This window comes from Ruegeria sp. CDSC002 (assembly GCF_059610905.1).
Genome location: NZ_JBXWOM010000001.1, coordinates 443323 through 464920, shown reverse-complemented (window position 1 = coordinate 464920; position 21598 = coordinate 443323). Strand labels below are relative to the sequence as shown.

The following is a 21598-nucleotide window of genomic DNA, read 5'->3' as shown; positions in this document are numbered from 1 at the left end:
TCCTTTGGCGTTAGCTCTTTTGCGTCTCTTCCGGATCCAGCGGGTCGCGGTATTCTTCCGTCAACTCACCACCCAAGCGCTTGATTTCTTTGCGAACCGCCTCACGCTCATCATCGGGCATGCGGCGGATATCGACCACCGTTCCATCGTGGAACGCCCAAATGAATGCATGGACCCAGGGAACGATGGCGAGAAATCCCATCCACCCCATGATCTTTATCGCCTCGGCATGAGGGTGATTGCGTTTAATTGCGATGCGGCCGGGCAGTCCCATCACGAATAGGAATAGTGCCATGACGGCGGCCAGCAGCAAGATCAACGCAACAAATGTCAGGTAGTCATAGTAGCCAAGCGGCTGCCCAAGTAACCCCATCTTCGTGCCTCCGTTCGGGAAGGTTTTCCCATCCTCAATTGTTGGAGCCCAGTTCGTCAATCACTTTGTAGCTGGTTGGCGGGTCGGCGCAAATGCCAGGACCACATTCAAGCAGTGTCGAACCGGCATTCAGAACAGCCAGACCAAGCATGATGAAGAAGGCAGCTTTGGCCAAGGTGCTTCCACCGAAACGAGGCTGATCCGAAGTGTCGTCAGCGTATTGGCGATCAAACAGCAGCATAACCGCGGTGCCCAACAGGATCAGGAAAAAGCAAATGGCGGCCCAAGTGTAATAGTGCAACCCCAACACGGGCGAGCCGTAATGACCCGTGCCCGGAACAATATGCAGAAGGATCTGACGCACCGATACGCTGCCGCCATAAAGCGCTGCGATTAACATCAACGCATAGTGCTGCGGCCGCGCGCCGTATAGCAGGTTCAAGCCCAGCCCAACGCCCACGGCGACAAAGCCAACGCGTTGCAGCAGGCAAAGTGGACAGGGCAGCTCGTAAAGCGTCAGTTGGTAAACAAAGGCCAAAAGCAGCACTAGACTGACGGCCAGCATGCCCATGGCGTTCAGGGTTCGGGACAATTCTGGTGTCATCATCGCCCCCTACAACTGAATTGTCAGTTGACTGGTGGCGTGGAATTTCAGCCAGTACACACTCAACGCCAGCGTGAAGAAAAATAGAGCATTGGCTGCCGTTGTTTGTCGAAAATAATTCAGCCCCATGGTGGCTGTAAGTAACGCAAATAAAAGCGCTATCATGGCCCGGTTCTCCCCTTCCGTGCAACGACCGCAATATCGCGATACTGTCAGGCACTGGGAGGTCTGGCAAGAAAACTCTTACCCAGTTCACCTTTTAGGAGAACTACTTAGGGGGTTATTGGCACACGCGAAGGTCGGTCTTCCACGCCTGACACCTCTTGCTTAGGCGGTCCGTCAGAGGCCGGTCGGTGTAGAACGTGTCGATCTCAGCCAATGAGGTGATACGCGCGGGGGCTGCACGCTGAAACTTTGAATGATCGGCAACAAGAAAGGTGCGCCGTGTCTGGGCCAGGATCGTCTGGCTCACTTGGACCTCTTGAAAGTCGAAATCCAGTAGGTCGCCATCGGCATCAAGTGCCGAGCAGCCGATAACCGCATAATCGAATTTGAAGTGCCGGATGGTTGAGACCGTCAGATTGCCGACCAGCCCGCCATCCGATCTGCGCAGGACACCACCCGCGACGACGATTTCGCAATCGGCGTTCTCCGCCAATATATTGGCGACATTCATGTTGTTGGTGACGACCATCAGGTTCTTGTGGTTCACCAATTGGCGCGCAACCGCCTCGGTCGAAGTACCGATGTTCATGAAAACCGACGCGCCGTCCGGGATGTCTCGGGCGCAGGCCGACGCAATACGCGCTTTGGCCTCATCGTTCAGGGCGCGGCGATCCTCATAGCCAATATTGGAAACGCCCGAGCGAATTACGGCCCCGCCATGAACCCGGTCCAGCTTCCCCAGATCCGCCAGCTCAGACAAGTCGCGGCGTATAGTCTGAACCGTGACCCCGAACTGAGCGGCCAGGTCATCCACCATCACACGGCCATCCTTTCTGGCGATGTTCAGAATGTCTGACTGACGAAAGGAAAGGGACATGATCGGCTCCGAAACGGTGTGGGTTCGTTTTTGTTCTAGTTTCGAAGGGTTTCCAAGAGATCTGTTTGGCCACACTTTTGAAACACTTCGATTTGTGGTGATAAAGCGAAAAAAAACGAAAGTAAACATTGACGAAACGCGCGTTCATCGGGTTAATGACCCCGGTTTTTCAAACAAAGAGAATCATCCGGACATGGAACGGCACACGGACAAGGTCACGGACCTTTTCATCATTGGTGGTGGGATTAACGGGTGCGGAATAGCGCGCGATGCGGTCGGGCGCGGATTGTCCGTGACATTGGCCGAGATGAACGATCTTGCTTCGGCGACGTCTTCGGCCTCGACCAAGCTGTTTCATGGCGGCCTGCGGTATCTGGAGTATTTCGAATTCCGTCTGGTGCGCGAGGCGTTGATCGAGCGTGAAACACTACTGCGGGCGATGCCGCATATCAGCTGGCCGATGCGGTTTGTATTGCCGTATCACAAGGATATGCGGTTCGATTCTGAAACGCCGACCTCGCGACTTCTCAGCACAGTAATGCCTTGGATGAAGGGACGGCGCCCGGCGTGGCTGATCCGTCTGGGTCTGTTTATGTATGACCATCTGGGGGGGCGCAAAATCCTGCCGGGGACAAGCTCACTGGATCTGCAAAGCGCGCCGGAAGGCGGGCCGTTGCAGAACAAGTTTCACACAGCCTACGAGTATTCCGATTGCTGGATCGAGGATTCACGGTTGGTTGTGCTGAATGCCCGCGATGCCGAGGCACGCGGGGCGAATATCCTGGTACGGACCGAAGTTCTGGCGGCCAAACGCGTCGATGATCTGTGGGAGATCACCATCCGCGATAAGCAGAGCGGCGAAACGCGGATGGTGCAGGCCAAAATGCTGATCAACGCGGGTGGCCCCTGGGTTGGGGACATCATCCAGACCAAGATCCACATCAACTCTCGTGAAGGTGTGCGGCTAGTGCGCGGCAGCCATATCGTGACGCCAAAGCTCTATGATCACGACAAGTGCTATTTCTTCCAAGGCGAGGACGGGCGCATCATCTTCGCCATTCCGTATGAGCGCGATTTTACGCTGATCGGCACAACGGACCAGGATCACCCAGACCCGGCAGAGCCCCCGATCTGTACGGAGACCGAGCAGGACTATCTGTGCGCATTTGCATCGAAGTATTTCCAGAAACCGGTTACACGCGATGACATCGTGTGGACCTATTCTGGTGTGCGTCCGTTGTATGACGACGGGGCCAGCAGCGCCACTGCGGCGACGCGGGATTATACCCTGAAAGTTGACGCGCAGGGTGGGGCGCCTGTGATGAATGTGTTTGGTGGCAAGATCACCACCTATCGGCGTCTCGCCGAGAGTGCGATGGACAAAGTGTCCGAGCATTTCCCCGATCTTCCCGGCCCCTGGACTGCAGGCGTTTCGCTTCCGGGCGGTGATTTTCCGGTTGGTGGCGTACCGGATTTGGTCGAGGCACTGTTGGCCGACTACCCGTTTCTGGACCGTGTCTGGGCGCAACGTCTGGTTCGCGCCTATGGCACTGAGGCCAAGACAATTTTGGGCGACGCCAAGTCCGTATCGGATCTGGGCGATGACTTCGGTGCAACGCTAACCGCGCGGGAACTGGCGTGGCTGATGAATAAGGAATATGCGCGCACGGCCGAAGATGCTGTCTGGCGCAGAAACAAGATGGGCCTGCGGTTAAGTGCCGAGCAGATCGCTGACATTCAAGGCTGGATGGATCGCAAAACCGAACCCGTCGCAGTGAACGCCTGACCAAAGAAGTAAAAAGCCCCGCCAGTTTGGCGGGGCTGTTGTTTTGGATCACGCGGCCTCTTCTGATGGGCCCGGATCGTCTTTGGTTCCCTTGATCCATTCCCGCATCCCCTGCAGCAGGGCGTAAAGGACCGGCACTAGGATCACGCCGACCAGAGTAGCTGCCAGCATCCCGCCGAACACGGCGACACCGATGGCTTTCTGGCTGGCGGCACCCGCGCCGCTGGCCGCCAGAAGCGGCACAACACCCAACAGGAAGGACAGGGCCGTCATCATCACCGCACGGAAACGCTGAAAGGCGGCCTCGGCTGCGGCGTCTTTGACCGACAATCCCTTGGCGCGTTGCTCCATCGCGAATTCAACGATCAGGATGCCGTTCTTCGAGGCCAAACCCACAAGCATGATCATCCCGATCTGCGTATAGAGGTTGATGTCGCTGCCCACGATAGCCACGGCCGCCACCGCCCCGAACAAGGCGACGATCACCGATAGCAGGATCGACACAGGCAAGGTCCAACTCTCGTATTGCCCTACAAGGAAGAGGTATCCGAACAGGATCGCCAGACCGAGGATGATCACTACCAGACCACCGGTCGCCAATTGCTGCTGCGCGGTCCCGGTCCATTCAAAGGCATAGCCCGGGGGCAGGGCAGTCGTGGACTCCTCGGTCATGACATTGATCGCGTCACCAGTGGATAACCCAGGCGCCGGAACCGCCGTTACTGTCGCCGAACGGAATAGGTTGTGACGTTTCAGCAGGACCGGACCCAGTACGTTTTCGACATCAATGAGCGTACCCAGAGGCACCATCTCACCCTTGGTCGAGCGCACATACAGGTTCGAGATATCGTCGACATTATCGCGATAAGAACCGTCGGCCTGAATCATCACGCGATACACGCGCCCGAACAGGTTGAAGTCGTTCACATAGTAGGACCCCAACTGCGCCTGCATCGTCTGGAACACCTCAGCCACCGAGACTTGCAGCGTCTTGGCCTTTTCTCGATCCAGATCCACGAACAACTGAGGAACGTTGGCCCGGAATGTGGTGTAGGCCTGCCCGATTTCCGGTCGTTGGTTGGCCGAATAGACGAAAGAGCCGACTGCAGACGCCAAGTCCTGAGGCGTGCCGCCTCCGGTCTGCTGCACCTCCATCTCCACACCTGCCGAGTTGCCCAGACCCTGAATGGGGGGGGGGTTGAATGCGATTATCGATGCGGCAGTTTCACCATAGGCAATCGCCAGAACTTTCTGCAGGATTGCATCAGCGCTCAGATCATCTTCTTTTCGTTCATCCCAGTTGTCGAGGTTCACAAAGATCGCGGCGCCGTTTGTCGTTGTGCCGTTCAGGATCGAGAACCCGTTGATCAGAACTGTGCTTGCGACGCCGGGGATCTGTTGGATCTGTGCGTCGACACGTGCAGTGACCGTTTCGGTCCGTTCCAACGTTGCGGCGTCTGGCAGTTGCACATCCACGAACAGATATCCGTTGTCTTCCAGCGGAAGGAAACCACTCGAAGTGTTGGACATGATCGTGCCTGTGCCCATGGCCAGCGCTACGATGATGCCCAGACCGATGATCGGCAGGATCAGCAATTTGCGTACGATGGCGACATAGCCACTGCGAACGCTACCGATGAAGTTTTCGAACACCGCCAACAACCCTTTTGGCGGGCCGGACCGTGCCTTCAACACCAGACCGCACAACGCAGGAGACAGTGTCAACGCGTTGATTGACGAGATCACCACAGCGGTCGAGATTGTCACAGCAAACTGCGAATAAAGCCGTCCCGAGATGCCGGGCATAAAGGTGACTGGTACGAACACCGCCAACAGAACCAACGTGGTTGCAATAACCGGACCGGTGATCTGCCCCATCGCCTTGCGCGTTGCCTCAGCCGGTGGAAGCCCTTCGTCGGCGATGATCCGTTCGACGTTTTCGACCACAACGATCGCGTCATCCACAACGATCCCGATGGCCAGCACCAGCGCGAACAAAGAGATCGTGTTCAGCGACATACCGAAAAGCAGCAAGAACGCGAATGTCCCGATCAACGACACGGGGATCGCAACCGCCGGAATGATCGTCGCGCGCCAGCTTCCAAGGAAGACAAACACCACCGAGATCACAAGGATGAAGGTCAGGATCAGGGTCGAGACCACGTCATTCAGCGACTGTTTGACAAAGTCTGTGGTGTTGAAAGGTACGGCGTATTCCACATCCGTCGGGAAGGTTCGGGACAATCGCTCAAGCTCGGCCTCGACACGGTCCGACACGGCCAGCGCATTCGCGCCAGGGGCCTGATAAATGCCGATTACCGTGGCCGGGACACTGTCGAAATAGCCCGAAGCCGCATAATACTCTGCACCCAGCTCGACCCGCGCGATGTCCTTGACCCGTACGATTGAACCGGCATCCCCGGTTCGGATGACAATGTCGCCGAACTCTGCGGCCGAGGTCAGGCGGCCCTTGGTTTTGATCGTGTATTGAAAGGTCTGCCCTTCCGGGACCGGAGGAGCGCCGATGGAACCGGCCGAAACTTCGACGTTTTGTTCCTGAATTGCATTGATCACGTCACCGGGTGTGATGGACAAAGCAGCCATCTGATCCGGGTCCATCCAGATCCGCATGGCGTATTCCAGATTGGTTAGAACGTCGGCTTTACCCACACCCTGAACACGCGCCAGCGCGTCTTTCAGGTTGATCGAAGCATAGTTGGACAGAAAGACACTGTCATAAGTCTCATTCGGCGAGGTCAGCGTCACCAGCAACAGCATGTTGGTGGATGCTTTTTGAGTAACCACGCCAGATGAGGTCACTTCGGCAGGCAGGGACGACATGGCCTGAGCCACGCGGTTCTGCACGTTGACTGAGGCGATGTCCGGGTCGGTGCCCACTTCGAATGTGACGTTGAGCGAATAGGATCCGTTATCTGCCGAGGTCGACGTCATGTAGATCATGTCGTCCACACCGTTGACCTGCGCCTCGATCGGTGCGGCGACGGTGTTTTCAACGGTTTCGGCGTTGGCGCCGGTATAGGTGGTCGTCACGCTGACCACCGGTGGCGTAATGTCCGGGAACTGTGCGACCGGCAGAACCAAATAGCCGATGCCGCCCATGATCGTTAGGACCAGCGAAATAACTAGGGCCAGCTTGGGCCGGCTAATGAACAGGGCTGAGAACATCCGTTATTCTCCCGGCTGTTCAGAGGCGACGACGGCATCTACCGCGACGCCCGGACGAACCCGCTGCAGGCCCTCAACGATCACGCTTTCACCTTCGCGCAGACCATCTGTCACAATAATCGCGGTCCCAACCACGTCGCCCGTCGTGATATAGCGCTGTTCCACCATTTGCTTGTCATTCACCACCAGCACGAACTCACCGCGCTGATCGCGTTGCAATGCGGCCTGAGGGACCAGCACCTGAAGGGTCGGTTCCAATGCCTCGATTTGAACACTCAGGAATTGGCCGTCGATGATAAACCGATCGGCATTGGGGAACTCGGCGCGCATGGTGATCGCGCCCGTCAATGGATCAATGCGGTTGTCCACAAAAACAATCTCACCTGTTTCGTCGAGCTTGGTTCCGTTGGGCAGGGTCAGGTGTACATTCGGGCTTTTGTTGCTTTCAGCCAGTGAAGCTGCGCTCTCTCCAACCTGTTCGAGGACCGAGGTGAACTGCTTTTCGTTCAGCGAGAAATTTACATAAATCGGAGCTTCGCTTACCAGGTTGACGAGCGGAGGGTTTGTCGGTCCGACAACGTCGCCTACGCTTGTTTCCACACGTCCAATCCGCCCGTCAAATGGCGCGTGGATCTCGGTGTAACTCAGGTCCAACTCTGCTTGTTGGATGGCAGCGTGCGCGGCCTTGACCTCGGCCTCGGCGACCAGTTCATTGGCGCGGGCGATGTCACGCTCGGACTCCGGGGTGGCATCGCGTTTGTACAGCTCTTCCTTTCGGGCCAGATCGACCTTGGCAAGCTCCAGATTGGCCTCGGCCCGGTCCAGATCGGCTTTCCGGGCCTCCAGGGTCGCCTCATAAAGATCGGGTTCGATGGTAAACAACAGGTCGTCTTTTTTGATAAGCGCACCGTCTTCCACATCCTGAGTTTCAAGAAAGCCGTTCACGCGGGCGACAATATCCACCTTGTTAATGGCCTCGGCGCGCCCGATGAACACGGCCTCATCGGTAATTTCTTCGGTATAGGCCGCTGCAATCGACACTTTCGGCGGCGGCGCGTCGCTTTGATCCTGCGCCAGCGCCGTGAACGAGGCGCCCAAACTAGTCAGTGCCGCGATGGCCAAGACCGGACCTCTGTGTCGGAAAAAGGAATTCTTTAATGCAAGGGACATGGCGGGCGCCTCATTAGACCTAAGGATATTGCGCCGGGGCGGCTCTGTTGCCTCGACGAGTCGTGCTGATTTCTTGGCAGGATGGCCGTTTTGGAACTTTATCTCAAGCTTCTTGAATGCGTCAGCCGGGTGGTGCGCCCGGAAATTATTCCGGTTTCAAGCGGACTTACGCCAAGATCCTATGGAGTTTTGGCGCCCAAACCCGGTTTTTGCCCCATTTCAAATGAAAACGGAGGCCAAATGGCCTCCGTAACTATGGTGTTGTGATCCAAAATCTCAGTCGCGCTGCCCCGCGAACCTGGATTGCCAGTCTTCGCGTTGTTCGTCCGTGATCTTGGCGAACAGAACGTCCGGCACCGTGAACGCGTGACCGGCGGGCAGGGCGTCCAGCGCGGCCGCAACATCGTCGGGCCAACTGGTGTCCAAAGTGTTCATTGCGCTTAGCATCTTGGCCGAGGCTTCAGGGATGAACGGTGCGCTGAGTACGGCGTAGAGGCGGATCAGATTCAGGCCCAGACGCACCTGAGCGGCGGCCTGTTCAGGGTCTTCCTTGAAGGTCGACCACGGGGCGGCAGCCTGCAGGTATTCGTTGCCCGCAACCCAGATCGCTCGCAATTCCTGCGCGGATTTGCGAACCTCCATCGCCTCCATATGCGCTTCATACGCGCGGACTCGTTTGGACAGCTCATCAATCAGCGCTTGCTCGCGGTCGCCATAAGCGCCACCTTCAGGAACTGCCTCACCAAACTTAGAGCGGCAAAACTTTGTAATGCGGCTGACAAAGTTACCCAGAACATCCGCGAGGTCCTTGTTCACCGACTGCTGGAAGTTCTCCCACGTGAATTCGCTGTCGCTGCTTTCGGGCGCATGGCTCAGCAACCACCAGCGCCAGTAATCGGCCGGCAGGATTTCCAGCGCCTGATCCATGAACACACCACGGCCCTGGCTGGTCGAGAACTGACCACCATCGTAGTTCAGGTAATTGAACGACTTGATGTAGTCGACAAGCTTCCAACGTTCGGATGACCCAGATTCTTCGTTGTAAGTGTTGGTGCCCAAAATCGTTGCCGGGAAGGAAAGGGTGTGGAAGGGCACATTGTCCTTGCCCATGAACTGGACATAACGGACATCATCCGCTCCTTTGTCGGTGCGCCACCAGCGCTCCCAGTCGGCCTCGGTCCTGCCGTTGGCATTCGCCCATTCCTTGGCGCAGGCGATATACTCGATCGGCGCGTCGAACCAGACGTAGAAGACTTTGCCCTCCATGCCGGGCCAGTCCTGATCGCCCTTCTTGACCGGTACACCCCAGTCCAGATCGCGGGTGATGCCGCGGTCTTGCAGGCCGTCACCGTCATGCAGCCACTTCTTGGCAATCGAGGTGGTCAGGATCGGCCAATCTTTCTTGCTGTCGATCCACGCGTCCAGCTGATCTTTCATCGCAGATTGACGCAGGTACAGGTGCTTGGTCTCGCGTACCTCCAGATCGGTCGATCCGGATATGGCCGAGCGCGGCTCGATCAAATCGGTCGGGTCCAGCTGTTTGGTGCAGTTTTCACACTGGTCGCCCCGCGCACGTTCATAACCGCAATTGGGGCAGGTACCTTCAATGTAGCGGTCAGGAAGAAAGCGGCCATCGGCGTTCGAATAGACCTGTTTTTCGCTGACTTCGCGGATCAGTCCTGCATCGTCCAGCTTCCCGGCGAAATGCTGGGTCAGCGTCTTGTTTTGCTCGCTGGACGAGCGGCCAAAATGATCGAAACTCATACCAAAACGCTTGGCGATGTCCGCCTGGACCTCGTACATATCTGCGCAGTATTCAGCCACCGGCTTGCCCGCTTTCGCTGCGGCCAGCTCGGCAGGTGTGCCGTGTTCGTCGGTGGCGCACAGGAACATGACCTCGTTCCCCCGGCCACGCAGGTAGCGTGCGTACAGATCAGCCGGCAATTGCGAGCCGATCAGGTTACCGAGGTGCTTGATCCCGTTGATGTAAGGGATCGCTGAGGTGATGAGAATCCGAGCCATGTTCCGTTTCCGCGTAACTGTCTGCGCGCCCGTCTACATTAAGTAACCGGCCAGCAAAACCCCGGCTTTGGTTCGGACGTCGTTTTAGGCACGGGTCGCCGGGAAAATCGGCCTGACTTGCTGCCTAGGATTGCGCCACCTTCACCGCATGCAATACCTCAGAGTTGTAAATTAGAATCACAAACTCTTGAATTTCCGCAATGACTTCCCATCTATCATGTATACCACAGTATACAATAACGAGGGCAAACAACTGATGTTCGACTTTTTGCTTGAGGGTGCATTTGTACCCTTCACTTTGGCGCTTGCGCTTCTGTTCGGCCTGCTTGTGCTGGAACTGATCGCATTGGTCCTGGGTGGAAGCCTTATGGCGGGCGTGGGCGATGTCGATCTGGATGTTGTGGATGCCCCTGATCTGGATGTCGGTGATTTCGGTCTGGATATTGATGCCGACATGGATCTGGGCGATTTCGAATTGGCCGAGATCGAGGCAGACGCGCCAGGCGCGGTCTCTGCGGGACCTTTAGCGTGGCTGGGGATCGGCAAAGTACCGTTCATGATCTGGCTGGTGGTTCTGCTGGCAGGCTTCGGTTTGTCCGGTATGGGCCTGCAACTGACGCTGCGCGACCTGTTAGGCTTTGACCTTCCGCCTTGGATGGCCGCGATTCCCGCCGGTGCCTTTGGCCTGTGGTTTGCACGTGGCTTTGGCGGCATCTTTGCTCGTCTGCTGCCCAAGACCGAGACCGAGGCGATGTCGGAGCGCCTGCTTGCCCGTCGCCGTGGCGTGATCACCCAAGGTACCGCTTCGCGCGGACGCCCCGCCGAGGTGCGCGTCATGGATCGATTTGGCAATACCCACTACCTGCGCGCCGAGCCGTTGCAGGACAAGGACACGCTTGAGCAGGGCACCGATGTGCTTGTGCTGCGCGACCGACGGCGCGACCGGTTCGTTCTGGTCGGCATGTCTGAATAACCAAAATTTCTAACCCCATCACGGAGGATTTTGCATGGAACTCACATTCCTAGCCGTCACAGTTGTGACCATTCTGGCAGTAGTTTTGTTTATCGGCCTTGTGCTTGGCCGTCTTTACCGCCGCGCGACCCGAGAGATCAGCCTGGTGAAAACCGGTGCTGGCGGTAAGAAAGTCATCATGGATGGTGGCGTCATCGTCGTGCCGTTGCTGCACGAAGTCAGCCCCGTCAACATGAAAACCCTGCGTCTTGAGGTTCAGCGCAGCGGCGAGGCTGCTCTGATCACCAAAGACCGGATGCGTGTCGATGTGGGCGTCGAGTTCTACGTCTCGGTCATGGCGACAGAAGAGGGCATCGCACGTGCTGCGCAAACCCTTGGCGACCGGACGTTCGACGTCGAACAGTTGCGGGAAATGATCGAAGGCAAATTGATCGACGGTCTGCGCGCTGTTGCGGCCCAGATGACGATGGACGGTCTGCACGAAAACCGCGCTGACTTTGTGCAAGAGGTGCAGAATGCGGTGTCCGAAGACCTTCTAAAGAACGGTCTGTCCCTGGAATCTGTTTCGCTGACTGCATTGGACCAGACGCCGTTTGAGGCGCTGGACGAAAACAACGCCTTTAACGCTGTGGGTATGCGCAAATTGGCCGAAGTGATTGCGACCTCAAAGAAAGAGCGTGCGCAGATTGATGCCGATGCCGAGGTCGAAGTGCGCCGTGCAGCGATGGAAGCTCAGCGTCAGAAGCTGTTGATCGAAAAGGACGAAGAGCAGGCGCGCATCGAACAGACGCAGCAGATCGAAACGCTGCGCGTGGCGCAAGAGGCCGAGGTTGCAGCCCGGACCGAAGACTCGGTACGCGAAACGGAACGCGCACGGATCGGCCGTGAAGAAGCCATTCGCGCCGCAGACATCGAGCGTGAGCGTAAAATCCGCGAAGCCGAGATCTCGAAAGAGCGTGAACTGGAAGTCGCCGAGCAAGAGCGCCAGATCATCATCGCGCAGAAATCCGAAGAGGAAAGCCGCGCGCGTGCGTCTGCCGATCTGGCCCGTGCCGAGGCGACCAAAGCGACCGAAGCCGTGGCGACCGCGCAGAAGGTGGCCGAGGCCGAGCGTATCAAGCAGATCGCACTGATCGAAGCCACACGTGAGGCCGAGCGTCAGGCGACGGCTATCCGACTGGCTGCGCAAGCTGACAAAGAGGCCGCTGCTGACCGCGCCGAAGCCCGCCGTGAAGAGGCGCAGGCCGAAGCGGACGCTCTGAACATTCGGGCTGAGGCCAAGAAGAACGACATGTTGGCTGAAGCTGAAGGTAAGCGTGCGATCGTCGAAGCAGACAACGTGCTGTCAGTGGATCAGATCCGCATGAAGGTTGATCTGGCGCGGATCGAAACCATGCCGTCGATCATCGCGGAAATGGTCAAGCCGGCTGAGAAGATCGACTCGATCAAGATCCACCAGGTTGGCGGAATCGGTGGCACCAATGGCGGTGGCGCATCGAACGGTGACAAGCCGGTCGTCAATCAGGCTCTGGACTCGATTATGGGTATGGCCGTGCAGATGCCGGCGCTCAAAAAGCTGGGTGAAGAACTGGGCCTGTCGATGGAAAACGGTGTCGGGGGTGTCGTCAACGGTGCGCTTGAATCGACGGTTGAACCTGCCGAAGAAGGCGGCGTGATCGAAGAAGGATCGCGGACAGAACACTAATCGAAAGGGGCCGGGGTTTTCCCGGCCCTTTTTTATTGCTTTTCACGCGACCGTTTCAGCAAACGACCGATCGTGAACGACGTGCGTGGCGCGTAGACATAGTTGGTCCGCTCTTCGGGCGTCGGGCGTGAGCGCATTCGGGCCAAGCCAAAGATGATCAGGAAAACATGGCCGACCGCTACAAATGCAAACAGGGCTCCGGGTCCGAACTGCTGAATCAATGTCGATGAGATATAGGGTGAGGCTATCGCACCTAAAGCGAACCAGAACATCAGTGCCGCGGATAGCTCGACCCGTTCTTCTGCCGTTGCAAAGTCGTTTGCATGAGCGGAAGAGACCGAGAAGATTGGGAAGGTTGTCAGGCCAAAGAAAACGGCAGCCAGCATGACGCCTACCGTTCCTGTTCCGCTGGCCGCCATTGTGACACCGCTGCTGACGACCGCAGCAACGGACAGCCAGATCAACACCCAGCGCCTGTCATATTTGTCGGCCAGCCAGCCAACCGGGTACTGCGCCAGTGCCCCACCCAAAACAAAGGAAGCCAGGAAGAATGCGATCTGGTCCACGTCCAGCCCAACTTCCTGACCGTAAACCGGACCAACCATACGAAACGACGCAGAGCTGAGCGCCGCAACGATCACTCCTGCAACAGCCAGAGGCGAGCTGCGCCAGGCCAGTTTGGGTCTCAACCGAGGGGCGTCGGGTGTTTTTGGCTGGCTTGCGCGTGTCAACGTCAACGGTAACAGGGACGCACAGCAAAGGATCGCCAGCAAGTTGTAGGACACGTAAGACGCAGGCGGCAGAACCGCGATGATCAACTGCGCGCACAAAGACGCGCCCATATCCGCGATGCGATAAGTTCCCATGGCGCGGCCGCGCGTTTCGTTGGTAACTTTTGCGTTCAGCCATGCTTCGATCACCGTATAGGCCCCGGCGACACAGGTTCCAGATGCGACCCGAAGGGCTGCCCAGACGTACGGGTTTTCGGTCAAGGTATGGCCAATAAGACCCATTGCGCCCAAGGCGGTGCAGACTGCGAAGGCCCGCGAATGACCGACGCTGCCCATTAGGCGCGGGGCCCACCAGCAGCCAATGAAGAAGCCAAGAAAGTGCGCCGAACCCAACATACCGATTTGTCCGGTCGTGAACCCAAGCGTGATGCCCGAGATCGCATCCAAAGGACCAACGCCGCCCGTCGAGAGCTGCAGAAGAATGACAGAAAGAAACAGGGCGGCAAAAGAAATGATCGTGCGCATAGTGCGCCCAGCATTACCGCATCAGCGGGCGTTGCGCGTGATAATTCGACCTCTGCGCGTCGTTTTTTGTCCTTTGGGTGTCAGGCCTTGCGGGTCAACTCGGCCCGGATGTTCAAAGACACGGTATCGGCGACCAGATCGGGATAGCCAGAGGCGCCGAAGTTATGGCGGTTCAACGCGCCCGACAGTCGAATTGACAATGCGTTCAGGTCATCAGCCTCGGTTCCGGGTTCGCGGTACAGATTGGCTTGCAGGGTCACCGGGCGTGTGACCCCACGCACCGTCAGGTCTCCGGTGATAGTTGCGCCTTCGGAAATGCGGCCGGTGGGGCCAAGCTGTATCCGGGTGGATTTGAACGTAATGCTCGGAAATTCCTGCGCGTTTAGCACGCTTTTGCTTAGCATCGGGCCGCGGGCAAAGGGCAACCGGGTGCGGGCCGCGGCTACATTCAGCACGACGGTGACACGGCTGTTTTGCAACTGATCCGTGTCGACCCGAATATCTGCCGATTGGATCGGCATCGTGCCTGACTGCGCAACCCCCGAAAGCATGAAGGAAAACCCGACGGACGTCCCGGCTCGAGACAATTCATATTGGACCAACGCAGCATAAGTTGGCCGTACCAACGGAATGCTCGCCAGACCCGCAATCAGAAAGCGCCGCGTCAATGATCTCATGCCAAAACCTCTTGTCTGTGGGCGCGCGAGCGGCTGAGCAGAAACAGCAGAATTCCGATGTTCAGGCCGTTCCATAGAATGCCGTTTACGAAAGCCAGTTGGTAATTACCGGTCACGTCGTAAATCCAGCCGGACATCCATCCCCCCAGCGCCATGCCCATGATCGTCATCATCATGACAAACCCCACGCGCGCGCCGGCCTCTCGCGGGGGCATATATTCGCGCACGACAAGGGCATAGCCGGGAACGATGCCGCCTTGTGACAGGCCAAAAAGCAGGCTGATCAGGTAGAGTGAGACCATCCCGTCATAGGGAAGGAACAGAAACAACGCGAGGCATTGCAGGACCGAGCCGATCAGAACCGTCAAGACGCCGCCAAGTTGATCGGCGACCATGCCTGATATTACTCGGCTGATCACACCTCCGAACAGCATCAGGGACAACATCTCGGCGCCGACTGTGGGTCCGTAACCCAGCCCGACGCAATAGGACACGATATGCACCTGAGGCATCGACATCGCGACACAGCACGATATACCGGCCAGACCGAGGATGTATTGAAGTGCCCAAGGGGAAATGCCGACGCTGCGCGCCTTGATTTGTGCGGCAGACGCTGCGGTGCTGTGCGCCTCGGCCGGGACCTGTCGACGCAACAGTAGGGATAGGGGAATGACGACAAGCAGCGTTATGACAGCCAGCGTCAGGTAGACCTGCTGCCAACCGTCGCGCGCGAGTATGCCGGACAGCAATGTCGGCCAGATAGCCCCAGACAGGTAGTTTCCGCTTGCCACCAGACCCACAGCGATCCCGCGCCGTTTCATGAACCAGTGCGAGATGTCGGCGATCAATGGTCCAAAGCCGATGGATGCCCCGAGGCCCAACAGAAGATGTGCGACGGACAACATCACAATGTTTGGCGCCAGTGTCGCCAGAAGATAGCTGGTCGCGCTGAGGATTGCGGCCCCGATCAGGGCTTTGGTCACGCCCAGCCGATCCACCAATTGCCCCATCCAAAAATTGCCAAGGGCGAACCCGATCATGGCCAATGTGTAAGGCATCGCGGCCTCGGCGCGTCCGGCGTTGAATTGGGTTTCGATGGCGGGCATCACAACGATGACGGCCCACATTCCCACATTGGCCACGGTTGCGATGATCAAAGTGATCGCAAGTCGCAGCCAGGAGTATCGGCTATCGTGGATCGCGTGGCTCATCCTGAAACGCTAGGGCTCGGCCTGTGCTTTGGCCAGTCACAAACCCCGTGAGGGGCGCGTGATCACACGGGTGTGTCTTCTGTGGCGATCTGTTGCAGGTGCAGACCGGCGCGCGGTTTGGTCTGCGTGGCATGCCAGCTGACCGGGGGCAGGGCGCGGGCGCGGCGGCGGGTCAGGGTCCAGCGCCGGGCCTCCCCCTGATGGTTTGCGGCCATGTGCCAGCGCGTCTCCACCCCCTGTGCACCACCGTCACCGGGGGTCAGCAGCACCCCAAGCGGAGCCCGCCCCATCGCACCACCCTGTTCTGCGGCCAGATGCATGCGCCGCACTGGCGTCAGCCCCGGCGCGCCCGGCAGATCACCGACAACCAAAGGCATGGCCGCGCTGCGCAGGGCCTCTTCTACGCACCACAGCAGGTCTTCGGACCGGGTCGGGCGCACAAAGATGAACCGGGCGGGATCGGCAAAGGCCATCATGCCATCGGGGTTAAGCTGGCCGGGCTCCCATGCGGGCGCGATCCACAGCACCGGCCCCTGCATCTGTCCCGCCAGCCACATGGCAAAGCTGCGCCGGGCGGGGCCGCAGGCCTCGTGTACGCGGGCCAGTTGCAGTCTGATCTGCGGATGAAGATCTATCCCCGGCACCTCACGTGCGGGTTTGCGGCCAAGAAGATGTGTAGACATGCTGTCAGGCTAGCATGTTCTCACTTTGTTCTCAATTGTGGAATTGCGGCAACGGATGCCTTAACGCGACAAAAGCAGGCGGCCATTGGCGAACTGGATATTCGAGAACCGATGCAGGTAATCCATACCTAGCAAGGATTTGTCCAATTCCCCTTCGTTTACCCAGGCCGAGATATTCTGGTCCGTGATTGGCCCCAATGCCAGCGTGTCCAGGCGCACAGGCGCGGTCCGCACAACGCCATTGGCCGTGTTTGCCCGGCCGAAATAATTCAACTGATCGGGATCAATGCCAACACGTTCGGCGTCCCGCGAGCTTAAGACAATCTGGCTTGCGCCGGTGTCCACCAGAAAGGTGATCGGTTCTCCGTTCACATCAATGGGCAGATAATAGTGCCCGTCGGAGGCGCGCGGAACCTCTATGGTCTGGCCGGTGACAGTCATTTGCGGGGCAGGGCCAACAGTGGTGCGGATGTCTTCCCACAGGCCGACAACGGCAATGACACCGATAAAGATAAAGACCCACGCCAAAGCCTGCTGCAGCGTTTTGTTCAGAGACTGGCGGTTTTGTGCGACAAACCACGCCACAACGGCCGTACCAAGCACGGCCAGATATACCAAACGTCCAATGTTGTCGCCGTCCATAGCGCTCCTCACCATATTCTCTGAAAGATATATGGGGTTTTACGACGCAAAACCAAAGGCCTTGAGGCCGTCCAGGATGAATTGAACCGACAACGCCGCCAGCAGCATCCCCAACAGCCGCGTCAATACGTTCAGGCCGGTTTTGCCCAGCAAACGCGCAATCAAGCCGCCGGACAGGAAGAAGGTCAAAACCACAGCCATGACGGCCAGCATGACGATACAGGCCTCGACAATGCCAAGAATGCCCGGGTGCTGTCCGGCCAGCAGGATAATCGTCGCAATTGATCCGGGACCGGCGACCAGCGGAATGGCCAGCGGGAACACGGACGGGTCGTGGTGTTCCTCTTCTTCCTCGACCCGGTCTTCACGGCGTTTGGTGCGTCGTTCGAACAGCATGTCCAATGCTGTAAGGAACAACAACGCGCCCCCGGCGACCTTGAAGGCCTCCATCGAGATGCCGACAAAACCCAGCACCGCTTCGCCAAAGGCGGCAAAGGCAATGAGTATGCCAGAGGCCACGGCACAGGTGCGATAGGCCGTCCGGCGACGGGCGCGGGCGTCCATGTCCTGAGTTAAAGCCACAAAAATCGGCGCGGTGCCAAAGGGGTCAATCACCACGAACAGGGTGGTGAAGGCAGTGATGAAAAAGGCGAGGTCGATCATTTGCCGGCACCTTGTTGGAGGTCTAACAGAACGGCCACAGCTTTTTCCGCCAGATTGCTTGGAACATAGACGTGGTCGTGGTGATACCCCGCGACCATGTTTGCCGGAATGTCACTTTGTGCAAGAGCATCGGACACAGCGGCAGTCAAGCCAACGCCTTCTAGTGAGGAATGAACCCGCAGGGTGATGCACTTCATACTGATGGCGCCAGCGGGTGCCGCGTCGATGGGCACGATGAGGGACAGACCTTCGGCCTCCATGCAACTGGCCCGCGTTCCTTCGGGCCAAGCTTTGTCATGCGGCCATACAACAAAGGCAAATTCTGCGTCCTGAAGTTCAGGGCGCATGCCTGCGATCATGGCTGTCGTTTCGATTACCGGTTTCGTCATGTTGTTTCGGCCTTTTCCAGGCGTTCGGCGGCGACGACCCAAAGAGCCTCGGCTTTTTGCATGGCTTCGACCACTTCGGCAAATTTCCGGTTCCACGTTGCAAGATCGTTTTTCCTGTCGTCCTCGTAAAGCGCAGGATCTGCCAGTTTGGCCGACAGTTTATCATGCATATCCGTTAGCTTCTCGATCCGGTCCTCGCATTTGCGAAGGTCCGCCCGCAGGTTCAGCACTGCCTCGCGCGAGGGGCGCTTGGGCTTGATCACTTGCGGTTTCTCTTTGGCCGGTTTGTCGCGTCCCAGCAGCATGGTGCGATAGGTCTCGAGATCTCCCTCGAAGGGTTTGACCGTTCCGTCCGAGACCAGCCACAGATGGTCCGCGACCAGCGACAATAAGTGCATATCGTGGCTGACCAGAACCACCGCACCGGAATAGGCGGTCAACGCTTCGACCAGCGCCTCACGGCTTTCGATATCCAGGTGGTTGGTCGGCTCGTCCAGGATCAACATATGCGGCGCGTCAATGGTGGCGATCAGCAGCGAAAGGCGTGCCTTCTGGCCGCCCGATAGACGACCAACTTTGGTTTCAGCCTGATCCGCGTTCAGCCCGAACCCCGCCAGACGTGACCGCCACTTGCCCGGCGCCTCGTTCGGGCGCAGGCGTCGCAGATGGTCCAGCGGCGTTTCGTCCACATAAAGCTCATCCACCTGATGCTGCGCAAAATAACCAATCCGCAGCTTGTTGCTGCGGGTCATCTTGCCAGCCATCAAAGGCAGGCGGTCGGACAGCAGCTTGGACAGGGTCGACTTGCCCTGACCGTTCTTGCCCAGCAGCGCGATCCGGTCATCCTGGTCAATACGCAGGTTCAAGCGGCGCAGCACCTCGGTGTCACCATAGCCCGTCACGCCGCCTTCAATCTGAATGATCGGCGGGGACAGCTCTTCTGGCTCTGGGAAGGAGAATGCGCGCAGAGCGGCCTCTTGAGGGGTTGAAACCAGCTGAATGCGCTCGATCATTTTCAAGCGTGACTGGGCCTGAACTGCTTTGGATGCCTTGTAACGGAAGCGATCCACGAAACTCTGCAGATGGGCGATCCGGGCCTTGGCTTTCACGTTTTCGGATTCCGCCTGTGCCAGTCGTTCAGCGCGGCGTTCGGCGAATTTGTCATAAGGAACCGCGTAATAGGTCAGCTTGCGGTCTTCCAAATGAAGGATCGACCCCACCGCGCGGTTCAGCAACCCGCGGTCGTGGCTGATGATGATGACGGTGTGCGGATATTTGGCCAAATAGCTCTCCAGCCACAGCGCACCTTCGAGGTCCAGATAGTTAGTCGGTTCGTCCAGCAACAGCAGATCGGGCTGAGAAAACAGCACCGCCGCCAATGCCACGCGCATCCGCCAGCCGCCCGAGAAATCGGAGCAGGGCCGCAACTGGTCGTCATCATCAAACCCAAGACCTTTGAGGATCGAGGCGGCGCGCGCTTCGGCGGACCAGGCGTCGATATCTACCAAGCGGGTCTGGATTTCAGCGATACGTGTGGGATCGGTCGCGGTGTCGGCCTCGTCCATCAGCGCGCTGCGCTCGGTATCGGCGGCCAGAACCGTGTTGATCAGCGACACATCCGAGGAGGGCACCTCTTGCGCCACTCCGCCAATCCGGGCGCGCTTCGGGACATTGATATTGCCTGACTCCAACGCCAATTCGCCCCGGATCAGTCGGAACAGGGTTGTCTTCCCCGTGCCGTTCCGCCCCACAAGGCCTACCTTGTGCCCATCGGGAATGGTTGCACTGGCCCCATCGAATAGGGGGCGGCCTTCAACCGCGTAGGTTATGTCTTGAATCCGTAGCATGACGCGCTCTTAGCAGAGCCTTGTTGCCGCCGCCAGCAGCTTGATATGTTCAATATCCAGGCAATGTGTTAGCGCTGATCCGGTTGGCATTACTCGACGGTTTTCATCATGCGCGCGGCTCAGACGCCTCCTTCTTTGGTCACTTTGATCTTCGCCACGGCGTTGTCGGTTTTGTCGTTGAACATGTTCCTGCCGTCGCTTGCGCGAATGGCCGAGGGGTTTCAGGTCGACTACGGCCTGATTAACCTGTCAGTCGCCGGGTATTTGGCGGTATCCGCCGTGTTGCAATTGATAATGGGGCCGTTGTCCGACCGATATGGCCGTAGACCGATCCTTTTGATTTGCATGGCAGTTTTCACAGTGGCATCGGTTGGCTGCGTATTGGCCGAGTCGATCTGGATATTCCTCGGCTTCCGTCTGCTTCAAGCAGCGGTGGTGGCCGGGCCCGTGCTGTCCAGCGCCTCGATCCGGGATCTCTATACCCCGAACGAGGCCGCCAGCAAACTGGGTTATGTTGCGATGGCAATGGCTTTGGCACCGATGCTTGGCCCGATGCTGGGCGGTGCACTGGATATGCTGTTCGGCTGGCGGGCAGGATTCATTTTGTACTCGGTTCTGGGGGCGGGGATGCTAGTGCTGTTGTGGGCGGATATGGGTGAGACGAATACGAACCGATCCGCAACATTCTCGGCTCAGTTAAAGGAATACCCGCACCTGTTTCGCGCGCGTCGGTTCTGGGGTTACGCGCTGTGCGCGGCATTCTCGATCGGCGGGTTCTTCAGCTTTATCACCGGTGCCCCACTGGTCGCCGCGGTCTGGTTCGACCTGAGCCCGGCCATGCTGGGTCTGGGGATCGGAATTATTACCGGCGGCTTCATGGTGGGCAATTTCATCACGGGGCGTATCGCAGCACACACGAAGCTGACGACGATGATCCTGATCGGTCGGGTCGTTGCATCTATTGGCCCTTTCTGCGGGTTGCTGCTGTTCACAGCAGGTTTGGGTTCAGTCTGGGTATTCTTCGGATCGGCCATTTGCGTGGGCTTCGGTAACGGGCTGACGAATGCGAACGCCTCGGCCGGGGTAATGTCCGTGCGACCCAATCTGGCGGGCAGCGCCGCGGGGCTTTCCGGGGCACTAATCGTGGCGTTGGGCGCAGTTCTGACCTTGATGACCGGCGCGTTTGTTAGCCCTGAAAATGGGCCCTTTCTGGTGTTGGGCATGATGTTCGCCAGCAGCTTTGTCGGATTGCTTGCGGTGCTTTACGTTCGCCGGATCGACGCGTCAGAGCCCTTGCCGGACACAATCTGATCGCCGAGACCCACTGGCGCAATCATTCCACTTTTCATGAGGCACATACCGTGTTAGG

Annotated in this window: 19 protein-coding genes; 4 read left to right on the top strand and 15 right to left on the bottom strand. The window is 58.2% G+C overall.

Translation table 11 applies throughout. From position 1 onward, the window contains the following. Positions 1-10 precede the first annotated feature (10 nt). The 4 genes from AC2FJE_RS02395 to AC2FJE_RS02380 all read right to left on the bottom strand — a co-directional run bounded on the left by AC2FJE_RS02395 (position 11) and on the right by AC2FJE_RS02380 (position 2019). Positions 11-373, bottom strand: coding sequence for a DUF3302 domain-containing protein (locus AC2FJE_RS02395; RefSeq protein ID WP_113788976.1), 363 nt, complete (start codon positions 371-373; stop codon positions 11-13). A gap of 34 nt (positions 374-407) precedes the next feature. Continuing rightward, complete coding sequence (locus tag AC2FJE_RS02390) at positions 408-977, bottom strand: disulfide bond formation protein B (protein WP_496753744.1); 570 nt, start codon at positions 975-977, stop codon at positions 408-410. Positions 978-986: 9 nt separating this feature from the next. Further along, entirely contained in the window at positions 987-1142 is a 156-nt protein-coding gene (locus AC2FJE_RS02385) for a DUF5993 family protein (RefSeq protein WP_199528470.1), read from the bottom strand. A 115-nt stretch (positions 1143-1257) separates the two neighbouring features. Next, the gene (locus AC2FJE_RS02380; protein WP_496753747.1) at positions 1258-2019 is read right to left on the bottom strand and encodes a DeoR/GlpR family DNA-binding transcription regulator; all 762 of its coding nucleotides are present in this window, start codon (positions 2017-2019) and stop codon (positions 1258-1260) included. Positions 2020-2212: 193 nt separating this feature from the next. Between AC2FJE_RS02380 and glpD the strand changes: the two genes are divergently transcribed. After that, positions 2213-3805, top strand: coding sequence for a glycerol-3-phosphate dehydrogenase (gene glpD, locus AC2FJE_RS02375; RefSeq protein WP_496760574.1), 1593 nt, complete (start codon positions 2213-2215; stop codon positions 3803-3805). Between the two features lie 48 nt (positions 3806-3853). On the opposite strand, the gene AC2FJE_RS02370 is transcribed toward glpD, so the two are convergent. The 3 genes from AC2FJE_RS02370 to metG all read right to left on the bottom strand — a co-directional run bounded on the left by AC2FJE_RS02370 (position 3854) and on the right by metG (position 10183). Further along, a complete protein-coding gene (locus AC2FJE_RS02370) occupies positions 3854-6991 on the bottom strand; it encodes an efflux RND transporter permease subunit (RefSeq protein ID WP_496753749.1) in 3138 nt (1045 codons plus the stop codon). 3 nt (positions 6992-6994) lie between these two features. Beyond that, on the bottom strand, positions 6995-8161 hold the full coding sequence (locus AC2FJE_RS02365) for an efflux RND transporter periplasmic adaptor subunit (RefSeq protein ID WP_472723606.1): 1167 nt from the start codon (positions 8159-8161) through the stop codon (positions 6995-6997). A 276-nt stretch (positions 8162-8437) separates the two neighbouring features. Continuing rightward, on the bottom strand, positions 8438-10183 hold the full coding sequence (metG, locus tag AC2FJE_RS02360; protein ID WP_282118638.1) for a methionine--tRNA ligase: 1746 nt from the start codon (positions 10181-10183) through the stop codon (positions 8438-8440). Between the two features lie 217 nt (positions 10184-10400). Between metG and AC2FJE_RS02355 the strand changes: the two genes are divergently transcribed. After that, positions 10401-11156 carry an OB-fold-containig protein gene (locus AC2FJE_RS02355; RefSeq protein ID WP_496760572.1) on the top strand — a complete coding sequence of 252 codons (756 nt, stop codon included), beginning with the start codon at positions 10401-10403 and terminating at the stop codon, positions 11154-11156. A 34-nt stretch (positions 11157-11190) separates the two neighbouring features. Then, a complete protein-coding gene (locus tag AC2FJE_RS02350) occupies positions 11191-12861 on the top strand; it encodes a flotillin family protein (RefSeq protein WP_058273807.1) in 1671 nt (556 codons plus the stop codon). A 32-nt stretch (positions 12862-12893) separates the two neighbouring features. On the opposite strand, the gene AC2FJE_RS02345 is transcribed toward AC2FJE_RS02350, so the two are convergent. The 8 genes from AC2FJE_RS02345 to AC2FJE_RS02310 form a co-directional block, all read right to left on the bottom strand. Beyond that, on the bottom strand, positions 12894-14117 hold the full coding sequence (locus tag AC2FJE_RS02345) for an MFS transporter (RefSeq protein WP_496753754.1): 1224 nt from the start codon (positions 14115-14117) through the stop codon (positions 12894-12896). An 80-nt stretch (positions 14118-14197) separates the two neighbouring features. Continuing rightward, complete coding sequence (locus AC2FJE_RS02340) at positions 14198-14794, bottom strand: YceI family protein (RefSeq protein ID WP_496753756.1); 597 nt, start codon at positions 14792-14794, stop codon at positions 14198-14200. Beyond that, positions 14791-16005: an MFS transporter gene (locus AC2FJE_RS02335; protein WP_496753758.1), complete on the bottom strand. Its 1215-nt coding sequence runs from the start codon at positions 16003-16005 to the stop codon at positions 14791-14793. Before AC2FJE_RS02335 ends, AC2FJE_RS02340 begins: the two co-directional genes overlap by 4 nt. A 62-nt stretch (positions 16006-16067) precedes the next feature. After that, a complete protein-coding gene (locus AC2FJE_RS02330) occupies positions 16068-16688 on the bottom strand; it encodes an ImuA family protein (protein ID WP_496753760.1) in 621 nt (206 codons plus the stop codon). 60 nt (positions 16689-16748) lie between these two features. Further along, a complete protein-coding gene (locus tag AC2FJE_RS02325; RefSeq protein WP_058273802.1) occupies positions 16749-17330 on the bottom strand; it encodes a retropepsin-like aspartic protease family protein in 582 nt (193 codons plus the stop codon). Between the two features lie 39 nt (positions 17331-17369). After that, complete coding sequence (locus AC2FJE_RS02320) at positions 17370-17993, bottom strand: MarC family protein (protein ID WP_058273801.1); 624 nt, start codon at positions 17991-17993, stop codon at positions 17370-17372. Further along, positions 17990-18382, bottom strand: coding sequence for an ACT domain-containing protein (locus AC2FJE_RS02315; RefSeq protein WP_058273800.1), 393 nt, complete (start codon positions 18380-18382; stop codon positions 17990-17992). The genes AC2FJE_RS02320 and AC2FJE_RS02315 overlap by 4 nt, the downstream gene beginning before the upstream one ends. Next, positions 18379-20229: an ABC-F family ATP-binding cassette domain-containing protein gene (locus AC2FJE_RS02310; protein WP_496753762.1), complete on the bottom strand. Its 1851-nt coding sequence runs from the start codon at positions 20227-20229 to the stop codon at positions 18379-18381. Before AC2FJE_RS02310 ends, AC2FJE_RS02315 begins: the two co-directional genes overlap by 4 nt. A gap of 108 nt (positions 20230-20337) precedes the next feature. Here AC2FJE_RS02310 and AC2FJE_RS02305 point away from each other — a divergent pair, with 108 nt between their 5' ends. Continuing rightward, on the top strand, positions 20338-21540 hold the full coding sequence (locus AC2FJE_RS02305) for a multidrug effflux MFS transporter (protein WP_496753764.1): 1203 nt from the start codon (positions 20338-20340) through the stop codon (positions 21538-21540). Positions 21541-21598 lie beyond the last annotated feature (58 nt).